The 16394-nt window shown below is 45.2% G+C and carries 22 protein-coding genes, 3 tRNA genes and 1 other annotated feature; of the genes, 5 read left to right on the forward strand and 20 right to left on the reverse strand.

Features of this window, described 5'->3' with window-relative positions:
* Positions 1 to 196 precede the first annotated feature (196 nt).
* Positions 197 to 1708 carry a YifB family Mg chelatase-like AAA ATPase gene (locus PHX29_02770; protein MDD5604824.1) on the forward strand — a complete coding sequence of 504 codons (1512 nt, stop codon included), beginning with the start codon at positions 197 to 199 and terminating at the stop codon, positions 1706 to 1708.
* A gap of 104 nt (positions 1709 to 1812) precedes the next feature.
* On the opposite strand, the gene PHX29_02775 is transcribed toward PHX29_02770, so the two are convergent.
* From PHX29_02775 to PHX29_02830, 12 genes are all read right to left on the reverse strand, one after another.
* Positions 1813 to 2064 carry a hypothetical protein gene (locus PHX29_02775; protein MDD5604825.1) on the reverse strand — a complete coding sequence of 84 codons (252 nt, stop codon included), beginning with the start codon at positions 2062 to 2064 and terminating at the stop codon, positions 1813 to 1815.
* A 70-nt stretch (positions 2065 to 2134) separates the two neighbouring features.
* Entirely contained in the window at positions 2135 to 2521 is a 387-nt protein-coding gene (gene rplL / locus PHX29_02780; protein ID MDD5604826.1) for a 50S ribosomal protein L7/L12, read from the reverse strand.
* A complete protein-coding gene (gene rplJ, locus PHX29_02785) occupies positions 2522 to 3061 on the reverse strand; it encodes a 50S ribosomal protein L10 (GenBank protein ID MDD5604827.1) in 540 nt (179 codons plus the stop codon).
* Positions 3062 to 3076: 15 nt separating this feature from the next.
* Positions 3077 to 3210: a sequence feature (ribosomal protein L10 leader region), on the reverse strand.
* 6 nt (positions 3211 to 3216) lie between these two features.
* Positions 3217 to 3930 carry a 50S ribosomal protein L1 gene (rplA, locus tag PHX29_02790; GenBank protein MDD5604828.1) on the reverse strand — a complete coding sequence of 238 codons (714 nt, stop codon included), beginning with the start codon at positions 3928 to 3930 and terminating at the stop codon, positions 3217 to 3219.
* A 3-nt stretch (positions 3931 to 3933) separates the two neighbouring features.
* On the reverse strand, positions 3934 to 4359 hold the full coding sequence (gene rplK, locus PHX29_02795; GenBank protein MDD5604829.1) for a 50S ribosomal protein L11: 426 nt from the start codon (positions 4357 to 4359) through the stop codon (positions 3934 to 3936).
* Between the two features lie 21 nt (positions 4360 to 4380).
* Positions 4381 to 4938, reverse strand: a complete 558-nt coding sequence (gene nusG, locus PHX29_02800) for a transcription termination/antitermination protein NusG (protein MDD5604830.1) — start codon at positions 4936 to 4938, stop codon at positions 4381 to 4383.
* A gap of 1 nt (position 4939) precedes the next feature.
* A complete protein-coding gene (secE, locus tag PHX29_02805; protein ID MDD5604831.1) occupies positions 4940 to 5152 on the reverse strand; it encodes a preprotein translocase subunit SecE in 213 nt (70 codons plus the stop codon).
* Between the two features lie 20 nt (positions 5153 to 5172).
* A complete protein-coding gene (gene rpmG, locus PHX29_02810) occupies positions 5173 to 5340 on the reverse strand; it encodes a 50S ribosomal protein L33 (GenBank protein MDD5604832.1) in 168 nt (55 codons plus the stop codon).
* Between the two features lies 1 nt (position 5341).
* Entirely contained in the window at positions 5342 to 6550 is a 1209-nt protein-coding gene (gene tuf, locus PHX29_02815; protein MDD5604833.1) for an elongation factor Tu, read from the reverse strand.
* A gap of 50 nt (positions 6551 to 6600) precedes the next feature.
* A tRNA-Thr gene (locus PHX29_02820) sits at positions 6601 to 6673 on the reverse strand.
* Between the two features lie 48 nt (positions 6674 to 6721).
* Positions 6722 to 6809: transfer RNA gene (locus tag PHX29_02825), tRNA-Tyr, on the reverse strand.
* 38 nt (positions 6810 to 6847) lie between these two features.
* A tRNA-Thr gene (locus PHX29_02830) sits at positions 6848 to 6920 on the reverse strand.
* 191 nt (positions 6921 to 7111) lie between these two features.
* Between PHX29_02830 and PHX29_02835 the strand changes: the two genes are divergently transcribed.
* A complete protein-coding gene (locus PHX29_02835) occupies positions 7112 to 7390 on the forward strand; it encodes a hypothetical protein (protein MDD5604834.1) in 279 nt (92 codons plus the stop codon).
* A gap of 123 nt (positions 7391 to 7513) precedes the next feature.
* On the opposite strand, the gene PHX29_02840 is transcribed toward PHX29_02835, so the two are convergent.
* The 4 genes from PHX29_02840 to mgtE all read right to left on the reverse strand — a co-directional run bounded on the left by PHX29_02840 (position 7514) and on the right by mgtE (position 10842).
* Positions 7514 to 8635 (reverse strand): site-2 protease family protein, encoded by a 1122-nt coding sequence (locus PHX29_02840; protein ID MDD5604835.1) that lies wholly within the window; start codon positions 8633 to 8635, stop codon positions 7514 to 7516.
* Positions 8636 to 8637: 2 nt separating this feature from the next.
* Positions 8638 to 8889, reverse strand: a complete 252-nt coding sequence (locus PHX29_02845; protein ID MDD5604836.1) for a FeoA family protein — start codon at positions 8887 to 8889, stop codon at positions 8638 to 8640.
* A 21-nt stretch (positions 8890 to 8910) separates the two neighbouring features.
* The gene (locus PHX29_02850; protein ID MDD5604837.1) at positions 8911 to 9411 is read right to left on the reverse strand and encodes a metal-dependent transcriptional regulator; all 501 of its coding nucleotides are present in this window, start codon (positions 9409 to 9411) and stop codon (positions 8911 to 8913) included.
* An 81-nt stretch (positions 9412 to 9492) separates the two neighbouring features.
* Positions 9493 to 10842 (reverse strand): magnesium transporter, encoded by a 1350-nt coding sequence (gene mgtE / locus PHX29_02855; GenBank protein ID MDD5604838.1) that lies wholly within the window; start codon positions 10840 to 10842, stop codon positions 9493 to 9495.
* 160 nt (positions 10843 to 11002) lie between these two features.
* Here mgtE and PHX29_02860 point away from each other — a divergent pair, with 160 nt between their 5' ends.
* Positions 11003 to 11449 (forward strand): universal stress protein, encoded by a 447-nt coding sequence (locus PHX29_02860; GenBank protein MDD5604839.1) that lies wholly within the window; start codon positions 11003 to 11005, stop codon positions 11447 to 11449.
* 18 nt (positions 11450 to 11467) lie between these two features.
* On the opposite strand, the gene PHX29_02865 is transcribed toward PHX29_02860, so the two are convergent.
* A complete protein-coding gene (locus tag PHX29_02865; protein MDD5604840.1) occupies positions 11468 to 11776 on the reverse strand; it encodes a GYD domain-containing protein in 309 nt (102 codons plus the stop codon).
* A 124-nt stretch (positions 11777 to 11900) separates the two neighbouring features.
* On the opposite strand from PHX29_02865, the gene PHX29_02870 reads away from it, so the two are divergent.
* Entirely contained in the window at positions 11901 to 12161 is a 261-nt protein-coding gene (locus PHX29_02870) for a hypothetical protein (protein MDD5604841.1), read from the forward strand.
* Positions 12154 to 12966: an ABC transporter ATP-binding protein gene (locus PHX29_02875; protein ID MDD5604842.1), complete on the forward strand. Its 813-nt coding sequence runs from the start codon at positions 12154 to 12156 to the stop codon at positions 12964 to 12966. Before PHX29_02870 ends, PHX29_02875 begins: the two co-directional genes overlap by 8 nt.
* A gap of 11 nt (positions 12967 to 12977) precedes the next feature.
* Here the strand turns inward: PHX29_02875 and PHX29_02880 are convergent, their stop codons facing one another.
* The 3 genes from PHX29_02880 to PHX29_02890 are packed head-to-tail and all read right to left on the reverse strand — an operon-like array spanning position 12978 to position 16348.
* The gene (locus PHX29_02880) at positions 12978 to 14252 is read right to left on the reverse strand and encodes an AMP-binding protein (GenBank protein ID MDD5604843.1); all 1275 of its coding nucleotides are present in this window, start codon (positions 14250 to 14252) and stop codon (positions 12978 to 12980) included.
* Positions 14243 to 15034 carry an ABC transporter ATP-binding protein gene (locus PHX29_02885; protein MDD5604844.1) on the reverse strand — a complete coding sequence of 264 codons (792 nt, stop codon included), beginning with the start codon at positions 15032 to 15034 and terminating at the stop codon, positions 14243 to 14245. The genes PHX29_02880 and PHX29_02885 overlap by 10 nt, the downstream gene beginning before the upstream one ends.
* Positions 15035 to 15052: 18 nt before the next feature.
* Positions 15053 to 16348 carry an ABC transporter substrate-binding protein gene (locus PHX29_02890; GenBank protein MDD5604845.1) on the reverse strand — a complete coding sequence of 432 codons (1296 nt, stop codon included), beginning with the start codon at positions 16346 to 16348 and terminating at the stop codon, positions 15053 to 15055.
* Positions 16349 to 16394 lie beyond the last annotated feature (46 nt).

Here is a 16394-nt window from a genome sequence, read left to right on the forward strand (position 1 = left end):
CTCTATCAGCCAAGCATAGCGCTCCATATGAGAACAAGCATATCATACCATATCACCATCTTCTGTGTTCCGTATTCACCAATTATTACTGCATCACTCACTACAAATATGACAACCTGTATTGGTTATTATTGATAATTTTACAGTGTAATTGACATGTTGCTGTTACAATGGTTACCATTTACCCAGACTTATCATGCTTGCCAGAGTATTTAGTTGTGCCCTGATCGGACTCGAAGGGGCGATTGTAGAAGTTGAAGCAGATATTTCCCCTGGTCTACCATCTTTCACGATTGTAGGCCTCCCCGACACTGCTGTACAGGAAGCCCGTGAAAGAGTCAGGGCGGCAATCCGTAATTCCGGTTTTTCCTTTCCTCCGCGTCGGATTACGGTTAACCTTGCTCCAGCCGACCTTAAGAAAGTCGGGCCTTCTTATGATCTGCCAATCGCAATTGCTATCTTGATTGGCTCCGGGCAATGCCAGGGTGACCTTTCAAATATGCTTCTCCTCGGCGAGCTTTCTCTTGACGGGAGTTTGCGCCACACTAACGGAATCCTGCCTATGGTTGCTTTTGCCAGAGAAAAGAAAATGGCTGCCGTAATCGTTCCTGAAAGCGATGTGGCTGAAGCCGCACTGGTAGAAGACATTAATATAGCCTGTTTTAAAAACCTGCGCCAACTCTCAGACGCAATATCTTCTCCTGAGCCGCTCTTTTTTTACCAACCGGAAAGTTCTGATTATATAGCCTCAAAGCCTGCAGACTGGGTGGATATGTCCACTATCAAAGGCCAGGAGCACGTTAAGAGAGCACTCGAAGTGGCAGCCGCTGGGTCACATAATATTGTGATGTCTGGCCCACCGGGAAGCGGAAAAACAATGCTTGCAAGAGCATTATCTTCTATCCTTCCTCCGATGACCCAAAACGAAGCTATCGAGGTAACCAAGATTTATTCTATTAGCGGATTACTCCCTCCAGACACCCCGCTAGTACTCAACCGGCCATTCCGGGCACCCCATTATACTATCTCCAGCGCTGGCATGGTTGGCGGAGGCTCATGGCCAAAACCCGGTGAAATCAGCTTAAGCCACCGCGGTGTACTGTTTCTGGACGAACTACCCGAATTCGGGTCTTCCAAATTGGAAATGCTCAGGCAACCTCTGGAAGACCGGACTGTAACTATCAGTCGTGTAAAAGGCAGTGTTTCCTTCCCGGCAAATTTCATGCTCGTAGGGGCGATGAATCCATGTCCGTGCGGTTATTATAATGATCCAATAAAAACCTGTTCTTGTTCGCCCTCTGCAATCGCCAGATATCAGCAAAGGCTCAGTGGCCCTTTTAATGACCGCGTTGATATTTTTGTAAATGCGCCATTTGTTGATTACGAGAAGCTAACCTCGGAAAGATGCGGTGAGAAGTCTGGAAGCATCGCAAACAGAGTGGCAGCCGCAAGAAACAGGCAGCTGGAACGATTTCAGGGGAATCTTGTGCTTTCCAACTCTGATATGCGCGCTGAAAACATCGCCGATTATTGCGTAACCGACGATACTGCGTGCAGCTTGTTAAGAGAAGGCATGCGTCAACTGCATCTGTCAGCTCGCGGATATCACCGCATATTAAAGCTTGCCAGAACTATTGCAGATTTGGAAGAAAGTCATTTAATCAAGGCTCATCACATAGCTGAAGCCATGCAGTATCGCCCCAGATGATAATCTGGGTCATATTCAAATGTTATAAAACACCACATCACAGTAAAAACAAACTGGGGAGTCTGACAATAGACTCCCCAGTTATTGAATTCTGTTGGTTCTTTTCAGAACACTAGCCAAAGGAGCAGCGCGATAATAAACATCGCAACGCCAACCGCCAGGGCTATGAATCCGCCGGCTTTCAGACCCCCGGCTTCGAACTGTGGCGGAAACCGGTTAATAAATTCCTTGGCATCCGGCCGCCGGGTAATATAATCAACGTATCGTTTTTCTTCCCGGTATCCCCAGATAACCAGGCCTAACCCAAAAAGGGTAAAAAAGGCTCCCAATACCGCCACTATTACCGGTGCTTCCATGGCTCACCCCTTATTTTCGAGCTGGTAGGTACCGTTTCAATATAACGTTTGCTGTCTATATAATCAACAATTACTTGATTTCTACGGTAGCACCAGCGGCTTCAAGTTTGGTTTTAGCAGCCTGGGCTTCATCCTTGCTGATGCCTTCTTTTACTGGCTTGGGTGCGCCTTCTACCAAGTCTTTGGACTCCTTCAGGCCAAGACTGGTAATTTCACGTACTGCACGAATGACGTTAATTTTGTTATCGCCGACGGCTTTAAGAATAACATCGAATTCTGTTTTCTCTTCCTCAGCAGGCGCTGCTTCACCAGCTCCACCAGCTGCGGGTGCAGCAACCGCTACCGGAGCAGCAGCACTAACACCGAATTCTGTTTCGAGGGCTTTCACCAAATCAGCCAGCTCAACAACAGTCATACCTTTGATGATTTCCATTACTTCTGTTTTTTTGTCAGACATTTATGCCTCCTCAAGTTGATTTATTCTTGCCTGTAATATATAAGCCAGACCCCTGATAGGCCCGGCAAGACAACTGACAAGCCCAGTAAGCGGCCACTGTATGCCGCCGACTACCTTAGCCAGTAGTATTTCGCGCGAAGGTAATTGCGCCAGTTCTTTAACATCATCTGCGCTAAGAAGGGAATCTCCAATGATTCCACCGACAATTGAAATGGGAATATCGCCGTTCTTGGCAAAATCTACAACCAATTTTGCTGCCACTACCGGATCGTCAAACCCAAAAGCAGCTGCAACTGGACCGTTGAAGATACTACGGTCAAAACTTTGGCCTGATTCATCCGCGGCGAAACGTGCAAGTGTGTTTTTTACAACCCTGTATTCGACTCCACCAGCTTTCAGTTTACGCCTGAGCGCAGTGATATCTGCAGTGGTCATACCAGAATAGTTGGTTAGCACTACAACCTGGCTCTTTTTAAAAGATTCGGCTACTTCTTTGACAACCTTTACTTTGTGTTCTCGTATTTTGGCCTTTCTTTGCATTAGCCCCTCCTTTTCCCTAAATTAAAAAAATCCCTGCGCTTTCCACAGGGATATTGCCTCGCAAGAGGTTACTCTTCAAGGCTTTCCTGGGCAGGCATATAATTAAGCCGTATGGCACCCGCTGTCTTGGGAAAGCAAATGTTTCTATTTGTTTCTTAACTGACCGAAATAGCCATTACCTCTTTAAGATCCAGCTTTATACCAGGCCCCATTGTAGTTGTCAAAAAAGCACTCTTTATGTATTGCCCTTTTGCGCCCGTGGGCTTGGCTTTCAATATAGCATCCATGATGCTGTAAAGATTCTCCTTAAGCCTTTCGGCCTCGAAACTAGCTTTACCCACCGGAACATGGATAATAGCAGTGCGGTCAAGCTTGAACTCAACTCGACCCTTACGAGCATCTTCGATAACCCTCGGGAGATCTTCGGCAGGTACAACTGTACCAGCCTTGGGATTTGGCATCAAGCCTCTCCTTCCCAGGATTTTACCCAACTTACCAACCTTGCCCATCATTTCCGGCGTGGCAATGGCTGTATCAAAATCAAGCCATCCTTCTTCAATCTTTTTAGCGAGATCTTCCCCGCCAACAAAATCAGCTCCGGCGTTCTCAGCGATTTTTACTGCTTCGCCTTGGGCAAATACCAACACCCGTACTGTTTTACCAAGTCCATGCGGTAACAACGCTACTCCTCTGACCTGCTGGGAACTATTACGTGGATCAAGCCCCATTCTAAGGTGAAGTTCAACAGTTTCGTCAAACTTAGCCTTGGGCATTTCCTTGATAAGTGCTATCGCGTCCACCAGGATATAACTTTCCTGGCGGTCTACGGATTGAAGCGCTTCCTGATATCTCTTGCTATGCTGTGTCATATTCTAATCTTCCACCTTGATACCCATATTACGGGCGGTACCGGCTATAATACGCTCGGCTCCTTCAACATCGTATGCATTCAAATCGGGGAGCTTGGTATTTGCAATCTCCCGCAGTTTTTCACGAGAAATCTTTATAGGGGCATCTCTGCCAGGAGCTCCAGCTCCCTTGTCCCTTCCAACAGCCTTTTTCAAAAGATCTGAGGCTGGCGGAGTTTTGGTGACAAAACTGAATGTTCGGTCAACATATACTGTTATCTCTACGGGTATTACAGAACCGGCGTATTTGGCGGTTCTCTCGTTGTACTCCTTGCAGAAACCCATAATGTTGACTCCATGTTGACCCAAGGCTGGGCCAATAGGAGGAGCCGGGTTGGCCTTACCGGCTTCAATCTGTAATTTAATTTTTGCTTTTACCTTCTTAGCCAATTGATTTTACCTCAATCTAAATTAAAGCTTTTCTACTTGCAATAAGTCCAACTGCACAGGAGTTTCGCGCCCGAAAAGTGATAGTAAGACTTTAACCTTACCCTTATCAGAGTCTACTTCATCAACCGTGCCGATAAAATCGATAAAGGGTCCATCCACCACACGCACGCTTTGTCCCTGCCGAAGACCCACTTTTACTCGCGGTGCTTCAGCCTCAACCTGTCGTTTAATCCACCCAACCTCAGACTCTGCTAGCGGGGTCGGCTTGTTTCCACTAGATACAAAACCGGTTACTGCCGGAGTATTGCGCACGATAGCCCAACTCAAGTCATTAAGCCGCATACGCACTAATATATACCCGGGCAGAATCTTCTTATTCACTGTACAACGTTGCCCGTTTTTGATCTCGACTTCTTCTTCTTTGGGAATAAGAACTTCTTCAATATCCCCATCGAGGTCCATGCTCCGCCTACGTTGCTCCAGGTTCTTGACCACTCGCTCTTCGTAACCGGAATAGGTATGCACAACATACCACTTCATATCATCGTTGGCGGTTTTTGGTTGTACTGCTCCTGCCATATTATCCACCAAGAAACAACTTATCAATCATAGCGCTAAAACCCCAGTCAATCAGGCCAAGAACAACTCCCATGAAAACCGCTACAATAAGCACCAGCCCGGTGAGATACAGAGTCTCTCGGCGGGTGAGCCAGGTGACTTTCTTGAGCTCGCCGATTATTTCACCGAATTTACGGAACCTTGAAGGTTTTTTTTCTACGGGTTTATTAGCCATAACGCTTTCCCGAAATGGGGCTATTTAACCTCACGATGCGGCCGACTTACCCGGCATCGCGGGCAGTATTTATTTAACTCAAGCCGTTGAGTGTCGTTACGCTTGTTTTTTTCAGTCGTGTAGTTGCGCTCTCTACACTCATTACAGGCAAGAGTGATTACCGTTCTTGCTTCGCCTTTTTTTGCCATATTATTCTATTATCTCGGTGATCGAGCCGGCACCAACAGTGCGGCCACCTTCCCGGATTGCAAACCTTAAACCTTTCTCCATCGCTACCGGATAGATTAGTTTAACTCTCATCTTGGTGTTATCACCAGGCATCACCATTTCGACGCCTTTTTCAAGCTCAATTTCGCCAGTCACGTCAGTAGTGCGGATATAGAACTGTGGTTTGTAACCATTAAAGAATGGAGTATGCCGCCCTCCCTCATCTTTGCCAAGAACATATACCTCTGCGTTAGCATAGGAACGCGGTTTAATGCTACCCGGAGCTGCGAGAACCTGCCCTCTTTCGATATCCTCACGATCTACGCCCCGAAGAAGGACACCAACTGCATCACCAGGCTCAGCTCGATCAAGCATTTTGTGGAACATTTCAACGCCGGTTACAACAACCTTGCGCGGCTCGTGATGAAGACCAACCAACTCGACTTCATCTCCAACTTTGACAACGCCGCGTTCTACACGACCGGTAGCTACTGTTCCGCGACCTTTGATGGAGAAAACATCTTCAACCGAAAGCAGGAAAGGCTGGTCGGTGGGCCGAGGAGGTACCTGAATATAGTTATCTACGGCATCCATCAGTTTAATGATGGAACCACACCAACGACATTCTTCTTTGCCGCAACCGCATTCAAGGGCTTTAAGAGCACTTACGCGAACAACAGGCAAATCATCACCAGTGTAATTGTATTTTGCCAGAAGATCTCTTACTTCCATTTCTACCAGTTCAAGAAGCTCTTCGTCTTCCATAAGATCGCATTTGTTTAAAGCAACAACGATAGCTGGTACTTCGACCTGACGAGCAAGCAACACATGTTCCCTGGTCTGAGGCATGGGGCCATCTGGAGCACTGACTACCAGGATAGCGCCATCCATCTGAGCAGCGCCGGTGATCATGTTTTTAACGAAGTCTGCGTGTCCGGGGCAGTCAATATGAGCATAGTGGCGATTTTTTGTTTCATACTCAATATGGGAAATAGCAATAGTAACGCCCCTGGCCTTTTCCTCAGGCGCATTATCGATAGTGAAAAAATCCCGGTAAATATTCTGGCCACCTATATGCTTGGCCAGTACCATAGTGATAGCCGAGGTTAACGTTGTTTTGCCATGGTCTACATGACCAATGGTTCCTACATTACAGTGTGGTTTAGTCCTGTCAAACTTCTGTTTTGCCATTTAAGCCCCCTTTATTCCTTTATACCTTCTTTAATTGTTTTATAATTAAAAGCCCACAATCAGATTCGAACTGATGACCCCGTTCTTACCAAGAACGTGCTCTACCTGCTGAGCTATGTGGGCAACCTGCTTATTATACACGCGCATATTGTTCTGTGTCCAGTAAAAAAATGGTGGAGGGAACAGGATTCGAACCTGTGTAGCCCTTCCAGGCGGCAGATTTACAGTCTGCTCCGATTGGCCGCTCCGGCATCCCTCCATTTGAACACTATAAAGTTGACAAAAAAAATAGGCCCAAGCCCGAGAGGGGACTCGAACCCGCTAACCTACCGATTACAAGTCGGTTGCGCTACCGTTGCGCCACTCGGGCACCATTTTGGCAGATTTGCCTACCAATGTCAACCAAACGCCCATTATAGAAAAATACGCTGCCTGAGTCAATTTATCAAGCTGCGCGCCCGGAAACGATACGTTTTATTTGAACTTCGAGTTTGTCTCTGTTATTATGAAAACAGATATTACTATTTATATATAGACTATGTTTACAGGAGAGAAAGCAGGATGTTAAAAGTAACCGAAAGGGCCGCGCTCGAACTCGAAAAGATGCTCCAGGAAAAAGCCGAAAGTAAAGACGATTGCCTCAGGCTGGTAACCGAAGATGGCGAGAGCTTCGCAATAGGAGTTGGCAAGGCAAAAGAAGGTGACCATTTTGTGAATTACAACGATAAACGCTTGCTAGTTGTGAGCGGTATTTTAGCTGCGCACCTTAACGATGCAACAGTAGGCGTAAAAGATACTCCCGGTGGACCTGAAATAGTGGTATTCAGGACCGCCGCCTAGCTTATCTACCAAATCGGTATTTGACCTTACAGTTGATGCTTACCTAAAAAAACAAGTAAAAAACCCGCTTAAAAAAGCGGGTTTTTTAATTCCAAAAGTTTCCATAGTACCAAAAAGCATTCATCATTCTAAGCCAAGCCCTTCTTTTAAACTGATAAAATTGAGGAGGTTATCCCTGGCTAGCATTCCCTGCAACTTACCTTCTGCAATTACTGGCAACTGGTTTACATTTTTTTCTGTTAATAGTTTAAATGCTTCTCCAAGGTCTTCCTCAGGACCGATAATATGTAGATCTTTCAGCGGTGTCATAACCTGCTCAACGCTGGTTTCGCTCCAGTTGTTACGTGAAAGGTTTTTAATATCCTTTAGAGTAATCACACCTTGTACGATTCCCGAACCGCCAATAGCAAAGCAGCGTCTCCCACTGGAGATGACATGTTCATTAACAAGCTGCTCTATGCTCATCTCCGGATCGATAAGCAAGCAATCATCAGCCATTACTTCCTTTACCTTATGGCCCTTCATCAATTGCCGGAGAGTCAGTTGTCGATAACTGGAAGCTGCAGCGCTCCGGATAAACCAGCCTATGATACTAATCCACAAACCGTTTAACAGCATTCCATAAAAAACCAGGGAAACGCCTCCAATAATAAACAGAAGTCCAACACCCTGGCCAATGTTCGAAGCAATGCGGGTAGACTTGTCAAGATTTCCAGTTTTCCACCAGATTAAAGCCCTTAAAACCCTCCCTCCATCCATTGGAAATCCGGGCGTCAAGTTAAACAACCCCAGCATTAAATTAATCCAGGCCAGCCAGAAAGAAACTGCAATAAAGACTTCGGCTTTCAGCGGAAGGGCAAGCCATAATACAGCAAATATCAATCCTATAATCACACTGGAAAGAGGGCCAGCCAGAGCAACCATAAATTCTTCTTTTGGTTTTCGTGGCTCCTCAGCTATTTCAGCAACACCACCAAGAATAAATAGTGTTATTGAAGATACCGGAATACCATACTTTTTAGCCATCAGGCTATGTGATAATTCGTGAAAGAGCACTGAGCTAAAAAATAACAGACTAGTGGCAAAACTAACCCCAATAGCAAGCCCGGTAGACCAGTTTGGATAATTGGCTGGAAAGTAGTTTGAGGCTAAAGCCCAGGTAACCAGGCCAAATATTATAAACCATGAAAGATGTAAACGAATTGATATTCCGAATACTTTTCCAATCAATATTCCCTGGCCCAATTCTACCCCTCCAATTTTGGTTTTTCGATAACCATAATACGCTGAGCAACACCTCTACCCAAAGCCAACCGGCAGCTCTTAACCTCAATAATAACTGGTCCGGTTGTTGCCGGACTCACCAGTTTTATTTCAGCCCCTGGTATTATGCCCATGTCGCCGAGGCGAGTTTTTAAACCATGCCCGGCTACGACTTCTACTATTTCCAGATTACTGTAAGCCGGAGCCAGAGCAAGCGGAAAACAATTACTTTTCAAATAATTGCCTTATCAATATTACTACAAGCCATCCTGAGATGCCTTGCATCTGTCTGAACATACAGCCAAATGTTCAGGATTTCTTTCTCCATGGTTTAAATAATAATTAAAACCTTCCAACCAATAAGGCCGTCCTTGAGGGCAGCTCGTAACATATTCAATAAATTTGTCTAGTCTTTCCATGCTAACAGAACTGAGATAATGCTCCATACGGCAAGCATCTTCAGAGGCAACGTCCTCTTTTATATCCAGGATGTCAATCAGAAAACGCTTCAAGGCTTGATGCCTCTTGTAGACATCACACGCGGTCTTCAAGCCTTTCCCGGTTAAATGGATCTCTCCATACTTTTCATGTGTCGCAAGACCGTTTTCGACAAGCCTGGTAATCGCCGAGGTCACACTCGGTTTCTTAACTCCCATTGCATGGCTAATTCTGGTAACGGTTACTTTTTCTCCATTCTCGGAAAGGAGCATAATTGCTTCAAGGTAGTCTTCAATACTGGCTGAATGGCGAATGCCCAAATTATCACCTCTTAGTTAGCCATATCTAACAATTATGGTTCAAACTCATAAATGTGTCAAGAGTTTTTCAACTACGAACCATTACAAGGTAAGGAGTAAATTAGCAATAAAGAAATATAGAACCACTCCAAATATATCCATCACTGTAGTGATAAATGGAGCAGAAACCAGCGCTGGATCAACCTTGAAAAAGCGGAAAATAAAAGGCAGGGATCCTCCTGTTAGTGTAGCCATAGTCGCGATCCCGATTAATGTAATGCTTACAACAACCGCCACCTCAATATTTCTCCCAAGTAAATATGCCCAGCCTAACACCAAAATTGCCAGCACCGCCCCCAGCATCAAACCAATTCCTATTTCTCTTAGAATGATAGAAGTTGCGCGGCGAGGGGTAATTTCTCCAGTAGCAAGTCCTCTTATGACAACGGTTGCCGATTGAGAACCAATATTGCCTCCAGTCCCGATAAGTAAAGGGATAAAAGCAGCCAATATCACAATTTCTCCCAGCAAACCTTCCTGCCCCGCAATGATAGAACCAGTAATAGTATTCACAATGAGAAGTAAAATTAGCCACACTACCCGGCTTTTTACTACGCTAAACAACCTGGATGCAAAGTAACCTTTTTCTGTACCGGTTACGGCTCCAAAGCGGTAAATATCTTCAGTTGCTTCTTCCTCCAGAATATCAACAACATCATCCCATGTTACAATGCCAACCAGGCGGTATTCAGTATCGACCACGGGCATAGCCAGCAAGTCGTAATCTTTAAGTTTTCGTGCAACTTCTTCCTGATCCGTATAAGTACAGACGGTTTTTGGATTTTCAGTCATGATTTTTGATAACGGTATTTCCGGATCTGTCAGTACCAGATCTTTTAAACTCACCGTACCGAGCAATTTTCTACCGCTGTCCATAACATAAGCTACATAGATAGTCTCTTTTGTTACCGCCAGTTTTCGAACACGCTCTAATGCATCGGCAACGCTCATGCGGAAATCCAGATCAATAAAATCAGGAGTCATTACCCTTCCGGCAGTATTTTCCTGATAACCAAGCAAGGTCAGCGTTGTTTGCCTTTCAGAATCAGATAAAAGTTTTAATAACCTTCTGGCAACCTTGGCAGGAACCTCATCAAGAAGCTCAGCTCTATCATCAGGCGGCATCGATTCAAAGAAATATCTTGCCCGGCTATCGGCAAATGCTTCCAGCAGTTTCAGTTGCTGGTTGGAATCCAGATGGTCAAACACCTGCATGGCAAGATCTTTTGGCAATAGGCGAAAACTCATCAAGGCACTACTGTCGTCGACCTCTTTCAGCAGGTCCGCAATATCAACGCTGTCAAGCTTGATCAGCTCTCCTCTGAGTATTTTAAAATTCTTACTCTCGAAAAGCTCTTTCAATAATGTGGAATTTAAGATTGGTTCTGACATAAACAATATAATCTTACCATAACAGCAATAGCCTTGATAGCAATGATAACCTTGTCTGTAACTGGTAAAAATCTTGACAACTACCTTACAGGCGCTTGCTCTGGCGCTTGATAATGTATGATAGAATTAACCAATAAATTTAGCTATAGGAGGAGTTTAAATGTATAAAAGTATCCTTATACCGCTTGATGGTTCTGCTCTTTCTGAAACCAGCCTGGCCCATGTATTGAACATGACAGAGTGCAACAATCCTCCTGCTGTTGTGTTATTACGCGCAAGAGAACCGATGGATAGCGGGGTCCGGCAACGCCTCAGCAACGATCTTGCCCGTCAACTGGACGAAGCCTACCAGGAGGAAATGAAGGAATACCTGGAAAAAGTTGCCGCTTTTCTCAAAGAAAAGGGAATAACCGCTAAAACTGTCGCGGCGACTGGTCCGGCGGCAGAAAGCATTCTCGATTATTCCCGAGAAAACGACATTGATATTATTGTCATGAGCAGCCATGGGCGCACCGGTATTGCCCGCTGGGCTTTTGGGAGTGTTACTGAGAAAGTGCTCAAGGAGTCTGCCATTCCAGTGCTGGTTATCCCTCACAAGGCAAAGTAAAGCTATTGTTTGTTGAGGCTACCAGTCTGGCTGGCTGCTTTTTCTTAAGGTCTGTACCAGACTCTCCAAAGGAATGGCAGCCAGGGTTGTTGGATTAACTGTGCCAGTAGCCGAAAGCTTGATCGCGATCTTTGCCGCTACCTCATCTGACGGGGCTTCAATAATATTTATAAAGTCATACTGGCCCAAAAGTGCATACTGAGTGACGATCTTGCCACCCAATAGCTCAATTTCTCTATCCAGCTCTTCTTTTATCCAGTCTGGGTTTTCATTGAAATTTTTTCGTCCTTTATCGGTAAGCACTACCAGTTGAAGATAACGTGCCATTGTAACCTCCTTGCCAAAATCTTCAAGCTAATTAAATCATATCAGGTTCTACAAAACAAGCAGCATGATTGTAAAATCAGGTATAATGATGCTAGGATATTTTAATCTTCGCTGAGGGGTTTATATGACCGACTGGCAACTTACCGCTACCACCATATATTGTAATGCCGTTCAAGATGAAGTTACCATCTTCGTTCACAGAGACGGCTCCCTCGGGTGTACTGGCTTTAACCAAAACCATCAAGAATCGAACCAAAAAATAGGTGTTAAACCCACCGATTCAGCCAACACCGTTATAAAAAAAGGGTGCATCGGTCTGGAATGTGAAAATACCACCGGTTACCGGGACAGAATTTTTTCAGAAGAGAATGGGCAGAATGGATAATTCAGCTATCTTGAACATAGATGATATTCATCTTACTTTCGGCGGCGTACAAGCACTTAAGGGAATAAGCGCCCAGATTAAGGAGAATGAAATTCTAGCTGTAATTGGCCCAAACGGCGCTGGTAAAACCTGTTTGCTTAACTGCATTAATGGTTTCTACAAACCCCAGAAAGGCCGAATTACCTTTAAAGGCCAAGACATTACCGGAATACGTCCTGACCTGGCAGCCAGAATGGGGCTGGCACGAACCTTCCAGAATATTGAGCTGTATGCTGGTCTTACCGCACTGGAAAATATAATGGCAGCCAGGCATGTGCACATGAAACAAAACATGCTTTCCTCCGCCATGTATTTTGGACCAGCTCACTCGGAAGAAATTGAACATCGCCGTATTGCCGAAGACATTATAGATTTCCTCGAAATTGAACCGATTCGCAAGAGTGTTGTTGGTTCTTTACCTTATGGTATGAGAAAAAGAGTCGAGCTGGGCAGAGCCCTGGCGCTCGAACCCAGCGTACTTCTGCTCGATGAACCTATGGCTGGCATGAACCTTGAAGAAAAAGAAGACATCGCGCGTTTCATTATTGATATTTTCGAAGGCCAGGGGCAAACTTACCCGAACACTCCGGTACTCAGAGACGGGGTAAAAAGCATTATACTCATCGAGCATGATATGGGAGTGGTGATGGATATTGCTGATCGTATAATCGTGCTTGATTTTGGTAAAAAAATTGCCGAGGGAATTCCTGAAGAAATTCGAGTTAATCCTGAAGTTGTTGCAGCTTATCTGGGCAAAGAAGCTTAAGCCTCAGTATATTATTGCCAGGTGCGGTTATCTTCTATTTTTTTATACCCCGGCTTAAAAACTGCATCCGCTACAATGCTGATTCCATCCAGCTTCAAGCGACATCTAGACTGGAAATTCCTGGCAATCTCATCACGAATATCCTTTTCATTTGTGCCCGGTTTTAAACTGACAATTATTTCCACCGAATCCCGTTGACCGCTGCGTCCTATTTTCATCTGGTAGTGAGTTACTTCTTCAAACGCTTTCATCACCCCATCAACTTCATAACCCACAACGAACATTCCTCGAATTTTTACCGCTTCCCCGATTCTACCTAGAATCCCGGTTAATTTAGGGGAACTCCGCCCGCAAGGACAGGGGTTAATGTCAATACTCGAAAGGTCTCCAGTCCCGAACCTGATCAGCCCCCATGCCTTATTATGCACCGGAGTAATTACTATCTCTCCGATCTCACCAGCCTTAACTGGCAAGCCATCAGCGGAGTTAATAATTTCAATCGCGTAATCATCCATCAGGTGATAACCTTCCTTGTGGCTGCACTCATAAGCTATCACTCCACCTGGTTCAGTCACCGCATAGCCCTGATAGGTATCAATACCATAGTCTTGTTCAAATACTTTCCGCACAGATGCAGCCAGGGGCTCGCCGGTAAACCACGCTTTTTGCAGGTTGTAGTCCTTTTTGAAATCATCCCCGTTTTCTTCAGCTTTCTTAATCAATACCATCAGAAATGACGGCGTTCCTAAAAAACCATTGACTTTAAGATGTTTCATGGCACGAAGTTGTATTTCTGTGTTGCCCGCCCCGGTAACCACTACTGTAGCTCCGCATTGTCTCAAACCTTCATGCATAAGCATACCTGCCGGCGAAAGGTGATACGTGAAGCTATTCAGAACTATATCACCCCGCCTGAATCCGGCAGCCCATAATGCCCGGCTAAACCACTGGATATCAGTAGTTTGTATTTCGTATACCGGACCCGGAGAAATGAATATACGTTCAATATCCTCCTCCGGAACAGCAATAAGACCGCCGTATGGAGGATTTTCTTCTTGCGCTCTGATAATATCCTCTTTACGGGTCACGGGTAAACGAGGCAGATCGGCAATAGTGTTAATATCACCAGCTTTAATTCCGGCTTTCTCAAACAATTCACGCGCAGCTGTAGAATAGTCATAAAGATGGCGCATCTGAAGCCTTAGTCGGCTATTCAGATAATTCTCCCTGGCTTCAGTTGACATGGTTTCCCATTCATCGTAATGCTCGTCTTGTCTTACAGCCATCTTTTCCGCCTTTTGTAGTGCTTTAATTCACGATAATTTTTTTTAGTACCGGTAGCCGAAAGCCCCATATAAAATTCTTTAACATCCTCGTTATTTTTAAGAAAATCGGCAGTGCCGTCAAGGACAATTCTGCCGTTTTCCAAAACATATCCATAATCGGCAATATTGAGGGCTACCCGTACGTTTTGCTCAACAATCAAAACAGAGGTTTTTTGCTCTTGGTTAAAACGCTTTATTATCTCGTAAATTTCTTCAACTAGCATCGGCGCCAAACCAAGTGAAGGTTCATCCAGCATCATCATCTGCGGAGCGGCCATCATCGCCCTGCCAATCACCACCATCTGCTGTTCGCCCCCTGAAAGATACCCCGCAGTATTTTTCCTCAGGTCTTTAAGGCGTGGAAAGTAATAGTAAACCATATCCAGATCTTTCCTGACTTCCCCCCGGTTACTGCGGTTGAAAGCACCAACCAACAAGTTTTCTTCAGCAGTAAGATGGCCGAATATACGGCGCCCTTCCAGAGCCTGCACAATACCAAGTCTACCAATATCTTCGGCGCTTTTTTCATCTATCCGGATATCATCCCAGTATATTGATCCGTCAGTTACCCGGCCTTCTTCTATATGCAAAAGCCCTGATACTGCCTTAAGGGTAGTACTTTTTCCAGCGCCATTACCCCCCAACAAAGTAACAATAGCTCCATCGGGCACGGTTAAGGAAATGCCGTGAATAACCCGAATAACGTTTAGATACGTGACTTCTATATTGTTAATCTTAAGCATGATATCGTTAACGAGAACTTATTTCTTCCCAAACCAATCGTATTTTTCATATTCAATTACTGGCGCCTCGATCCAATCCGTCACCGGATTGATGCTTCCTCCCTGGACCTGAAAAACCCTGAGAGACTTGGACATGCGATTATCCCCGGGAGTATAGCTAACAGGACCCTGAAGCCCCTCTACATCATAGTTATTTAACGCTTTAATTCCATAATCTTCATAGGCTTTCCACGCATTCGAATCACCTTTTGACAGTGTTTCATATCCAACCGATTCCACAGCAAGCTCGGCGGCTTTGGCCATAATCAGACTCTGGCACCAAGAGGCTATGTAGTCCATATTACCAAAATCGGCAGGATGATACTTCTGGCAATACTCCTTTACCTTTGCCATTCCAGACGCACCATCATCCCAGTTCACTGTAGGAAACAAGCCATAAACCCCCTCACAAACATTTGTACCCGCCAGGTCTACCAGAGCCTTGGTCATCCCGGCGTGACCGCAAGCAATTATCATATTTCCACCAGTCATACCCAATTCGTAAGCATTTTTAATAATCACCGAACTGGGCTTTGGAGTACTGGCAATGTAGAGTATGTCCGGATCGAGCGCCCTGATGGAATTCAGGCTGGTTGTTTCTGAAGTTGTGCTAGCAGTGTGTTCGAAAACCGGTTCCAGTAACTCGAACCTTAACTCTGCTGCCTTTGCTTTTGCTCCATCATAAGCACCATATCCGGTAGAGTTGTTTAGCAAATGCATTACAACCGTTGGTTTCCCCCGCCCGTCCCACAGGTTATCTTTATAATACTGCGCAAATACCACGAAATCATCACCGTAATCAGGCATCTGGCCATATATGTGTTGAGGTGGCCTATATATCACAGGGGCGCCATATACTGCCAATCCAGTAAAACCGCTCTGGTTGGCAACAGTCATTCCAGCCGTCATCATAGCGGACGAAGAACAACCGAAAGTGATGCACCGGCTATCCATAAACTTGTTAACGTTGTTTACCATGGTAGCCGCATTGTAACCATTGTCCATCCATACCAGTTCCACTTCGTAACCGCTCACTCCGCCCCATTCCTGGTTAATATACCGAATTGCATCTTTGTTTCCATGCTCCAAAACCTGCCCCTTCTCAGCAGCAGCTCCAGTGCTGGGAGTGGATAATCCAATTCTTATAGTTTCCTTCTGGCTCCCGCAGGCTGAAATGAGCAACGGTACACCTCCAATAAACAAAACAAGTGATGCCATGCTTGTTCCTTTGATGAACCCGCGTCTTGAAATATTAGCACTATGATATTTTCCCATTTCGTTTTCCTCCCCGTGTCTTACCAATTTTTACATTTTTGCCCTT

This window comes from Dehalococcoidales bacterium, from assembly GCA_028717385.1.
GTDB lineage: Bacteria > Chloroflexota > Dehalococcoidia > Dehalococcoidales > CSSed11-197 > CSSed11-197.

What these genes read in the sequence shown, in the direction of transcription:
- rplA (MDD5604828.1), bottom strand. Translation starts at nt 3,930, where the DNA reads ATGACACAGCATAGCAAGAGATATCAGGAAGCGCTTCAATCCGTAGAC.
- PHX29_02835 (MDD5604834.1), top strand. Translation starts at nt 7,112, where the DNA reads ATGTTAAAAGTAACCGAAAGGGCCGCGCTCGAACTCGAAAAGATGCTC.
- PHX29_02870 (MDD5604841.1), top strand. Translation starts at nt 11,901, where the DNA reads ATGACCGACTGGCAACTTACCGCTACCACCATATATTGTAATGCCGTT.
- PHX29_02885 (MDD5604844.1), bottom strand. Translation starts at nt 15,034, where the DNA reads ATGCTTAAGATTAACAATATAGAAGTCACGTATCTAAACGTTATTCGG.
- PHX29_02890 (MDD5604845.1), bottom strand. Translation starts at nt 16,348, where the DNA reads ATGGGAAAATATCATAGTGCTAATATTTCAAGACGCGGGTTCATCAAA.
- rplJ (MDD5604827.1), bottom strand. Translation starts at nt 3,061, where the DNA reads ATGCAAAGAAAGGCCAAAATACGAGAACACAAAGTAAAGGTTGTCAAA.
- PHX29_02880 (MDD5604843.1), bottom strand. Translation starts at nt 14,252, where the DNA reads ATGGCTGTAAGACAAGACGAGCATTACGATGAATGGGAAACCATGTCA.
- PHX29_02865 (MDD5604840.1), bottom strand. Translation starts at nt 11,776, where the DNA reads ATGGCACGTTATCTTCAACTGGTAGTGCTTACCGATAAAGGACGAAAA.
- PHX29_02860 (MDD5604839.1), top strand. Translation starts at nt 11,003, where the DNA reads ATGTATAAAAGTATCCTTATACCGCTTGATGGTTCTGCTCTTTCTGAA.
- secE (MDD5604831.1), bottom strand. Translation starts at nt 5,152, where the DNA reads ATGGCTAATAAACCCGTAGAAAAAAAACCTTCAAGGTTCCGTAAATTC.
- PHX29_02775 (MDD5604825.1), bottom strand. Translation starts at nt 2,064, where the DNA reads ATGGAAGCACCGGTAATAGTGGCGGTATTGGGAGCCTTTTTTACCCTT.
- nusG (MDD5604830.1), bottom strand. Translation starts at nt 4,938, where the DNA reads ATGGCAGGAGCAGTACAACCAAAAACCGCCAACGATGATATGAAGTGG.
- rplL (MDD5604826.1), bottom strand. Translation starts at nt 2,521, where the DNA reads ATGTCTGACAAAAAAACAGAAGTAATGGAAATCATCAAAGGTATGACT.
- tuf (MDD5604833.1), bottom strand. Translation starts at nt 6,550, where the DNA reads ATGGCAAAACAGAAGTTTGACAGGACTAAACCACACTGTAATGTAGGA.
- PHX29_02770 (MDD5604824.1), top strand. Translation starts at nt 197, where the DNA reads ATGCTTGCCAGAGTATTTAGTTGTGCCCTGATCGGACTCGAAGGGGCG.
- PHX29_02875 (MDD5604842.1), top strand. Translation starts at nt 12,154, where the DNA reads ATGGATAATTCAGCTATCTTGAACATAGATGATATTCATCTTACTTTC.
- mgtE (MDD5604838.1), bottom strand. Translation starts at nt 10,842, where the DNA reads ATGTCAGAACCAATCTTAAATTCCACATTATTGAAAGAGCTTTTCGAG.
- rpmG (MDD5604832.1), bottom strand. Translation starts at nt 5,340, where the DNA reads ATGGCAAAAAAAGGCGAAGCAAGAACGGTAATCACTCTTGCCTGTAAT.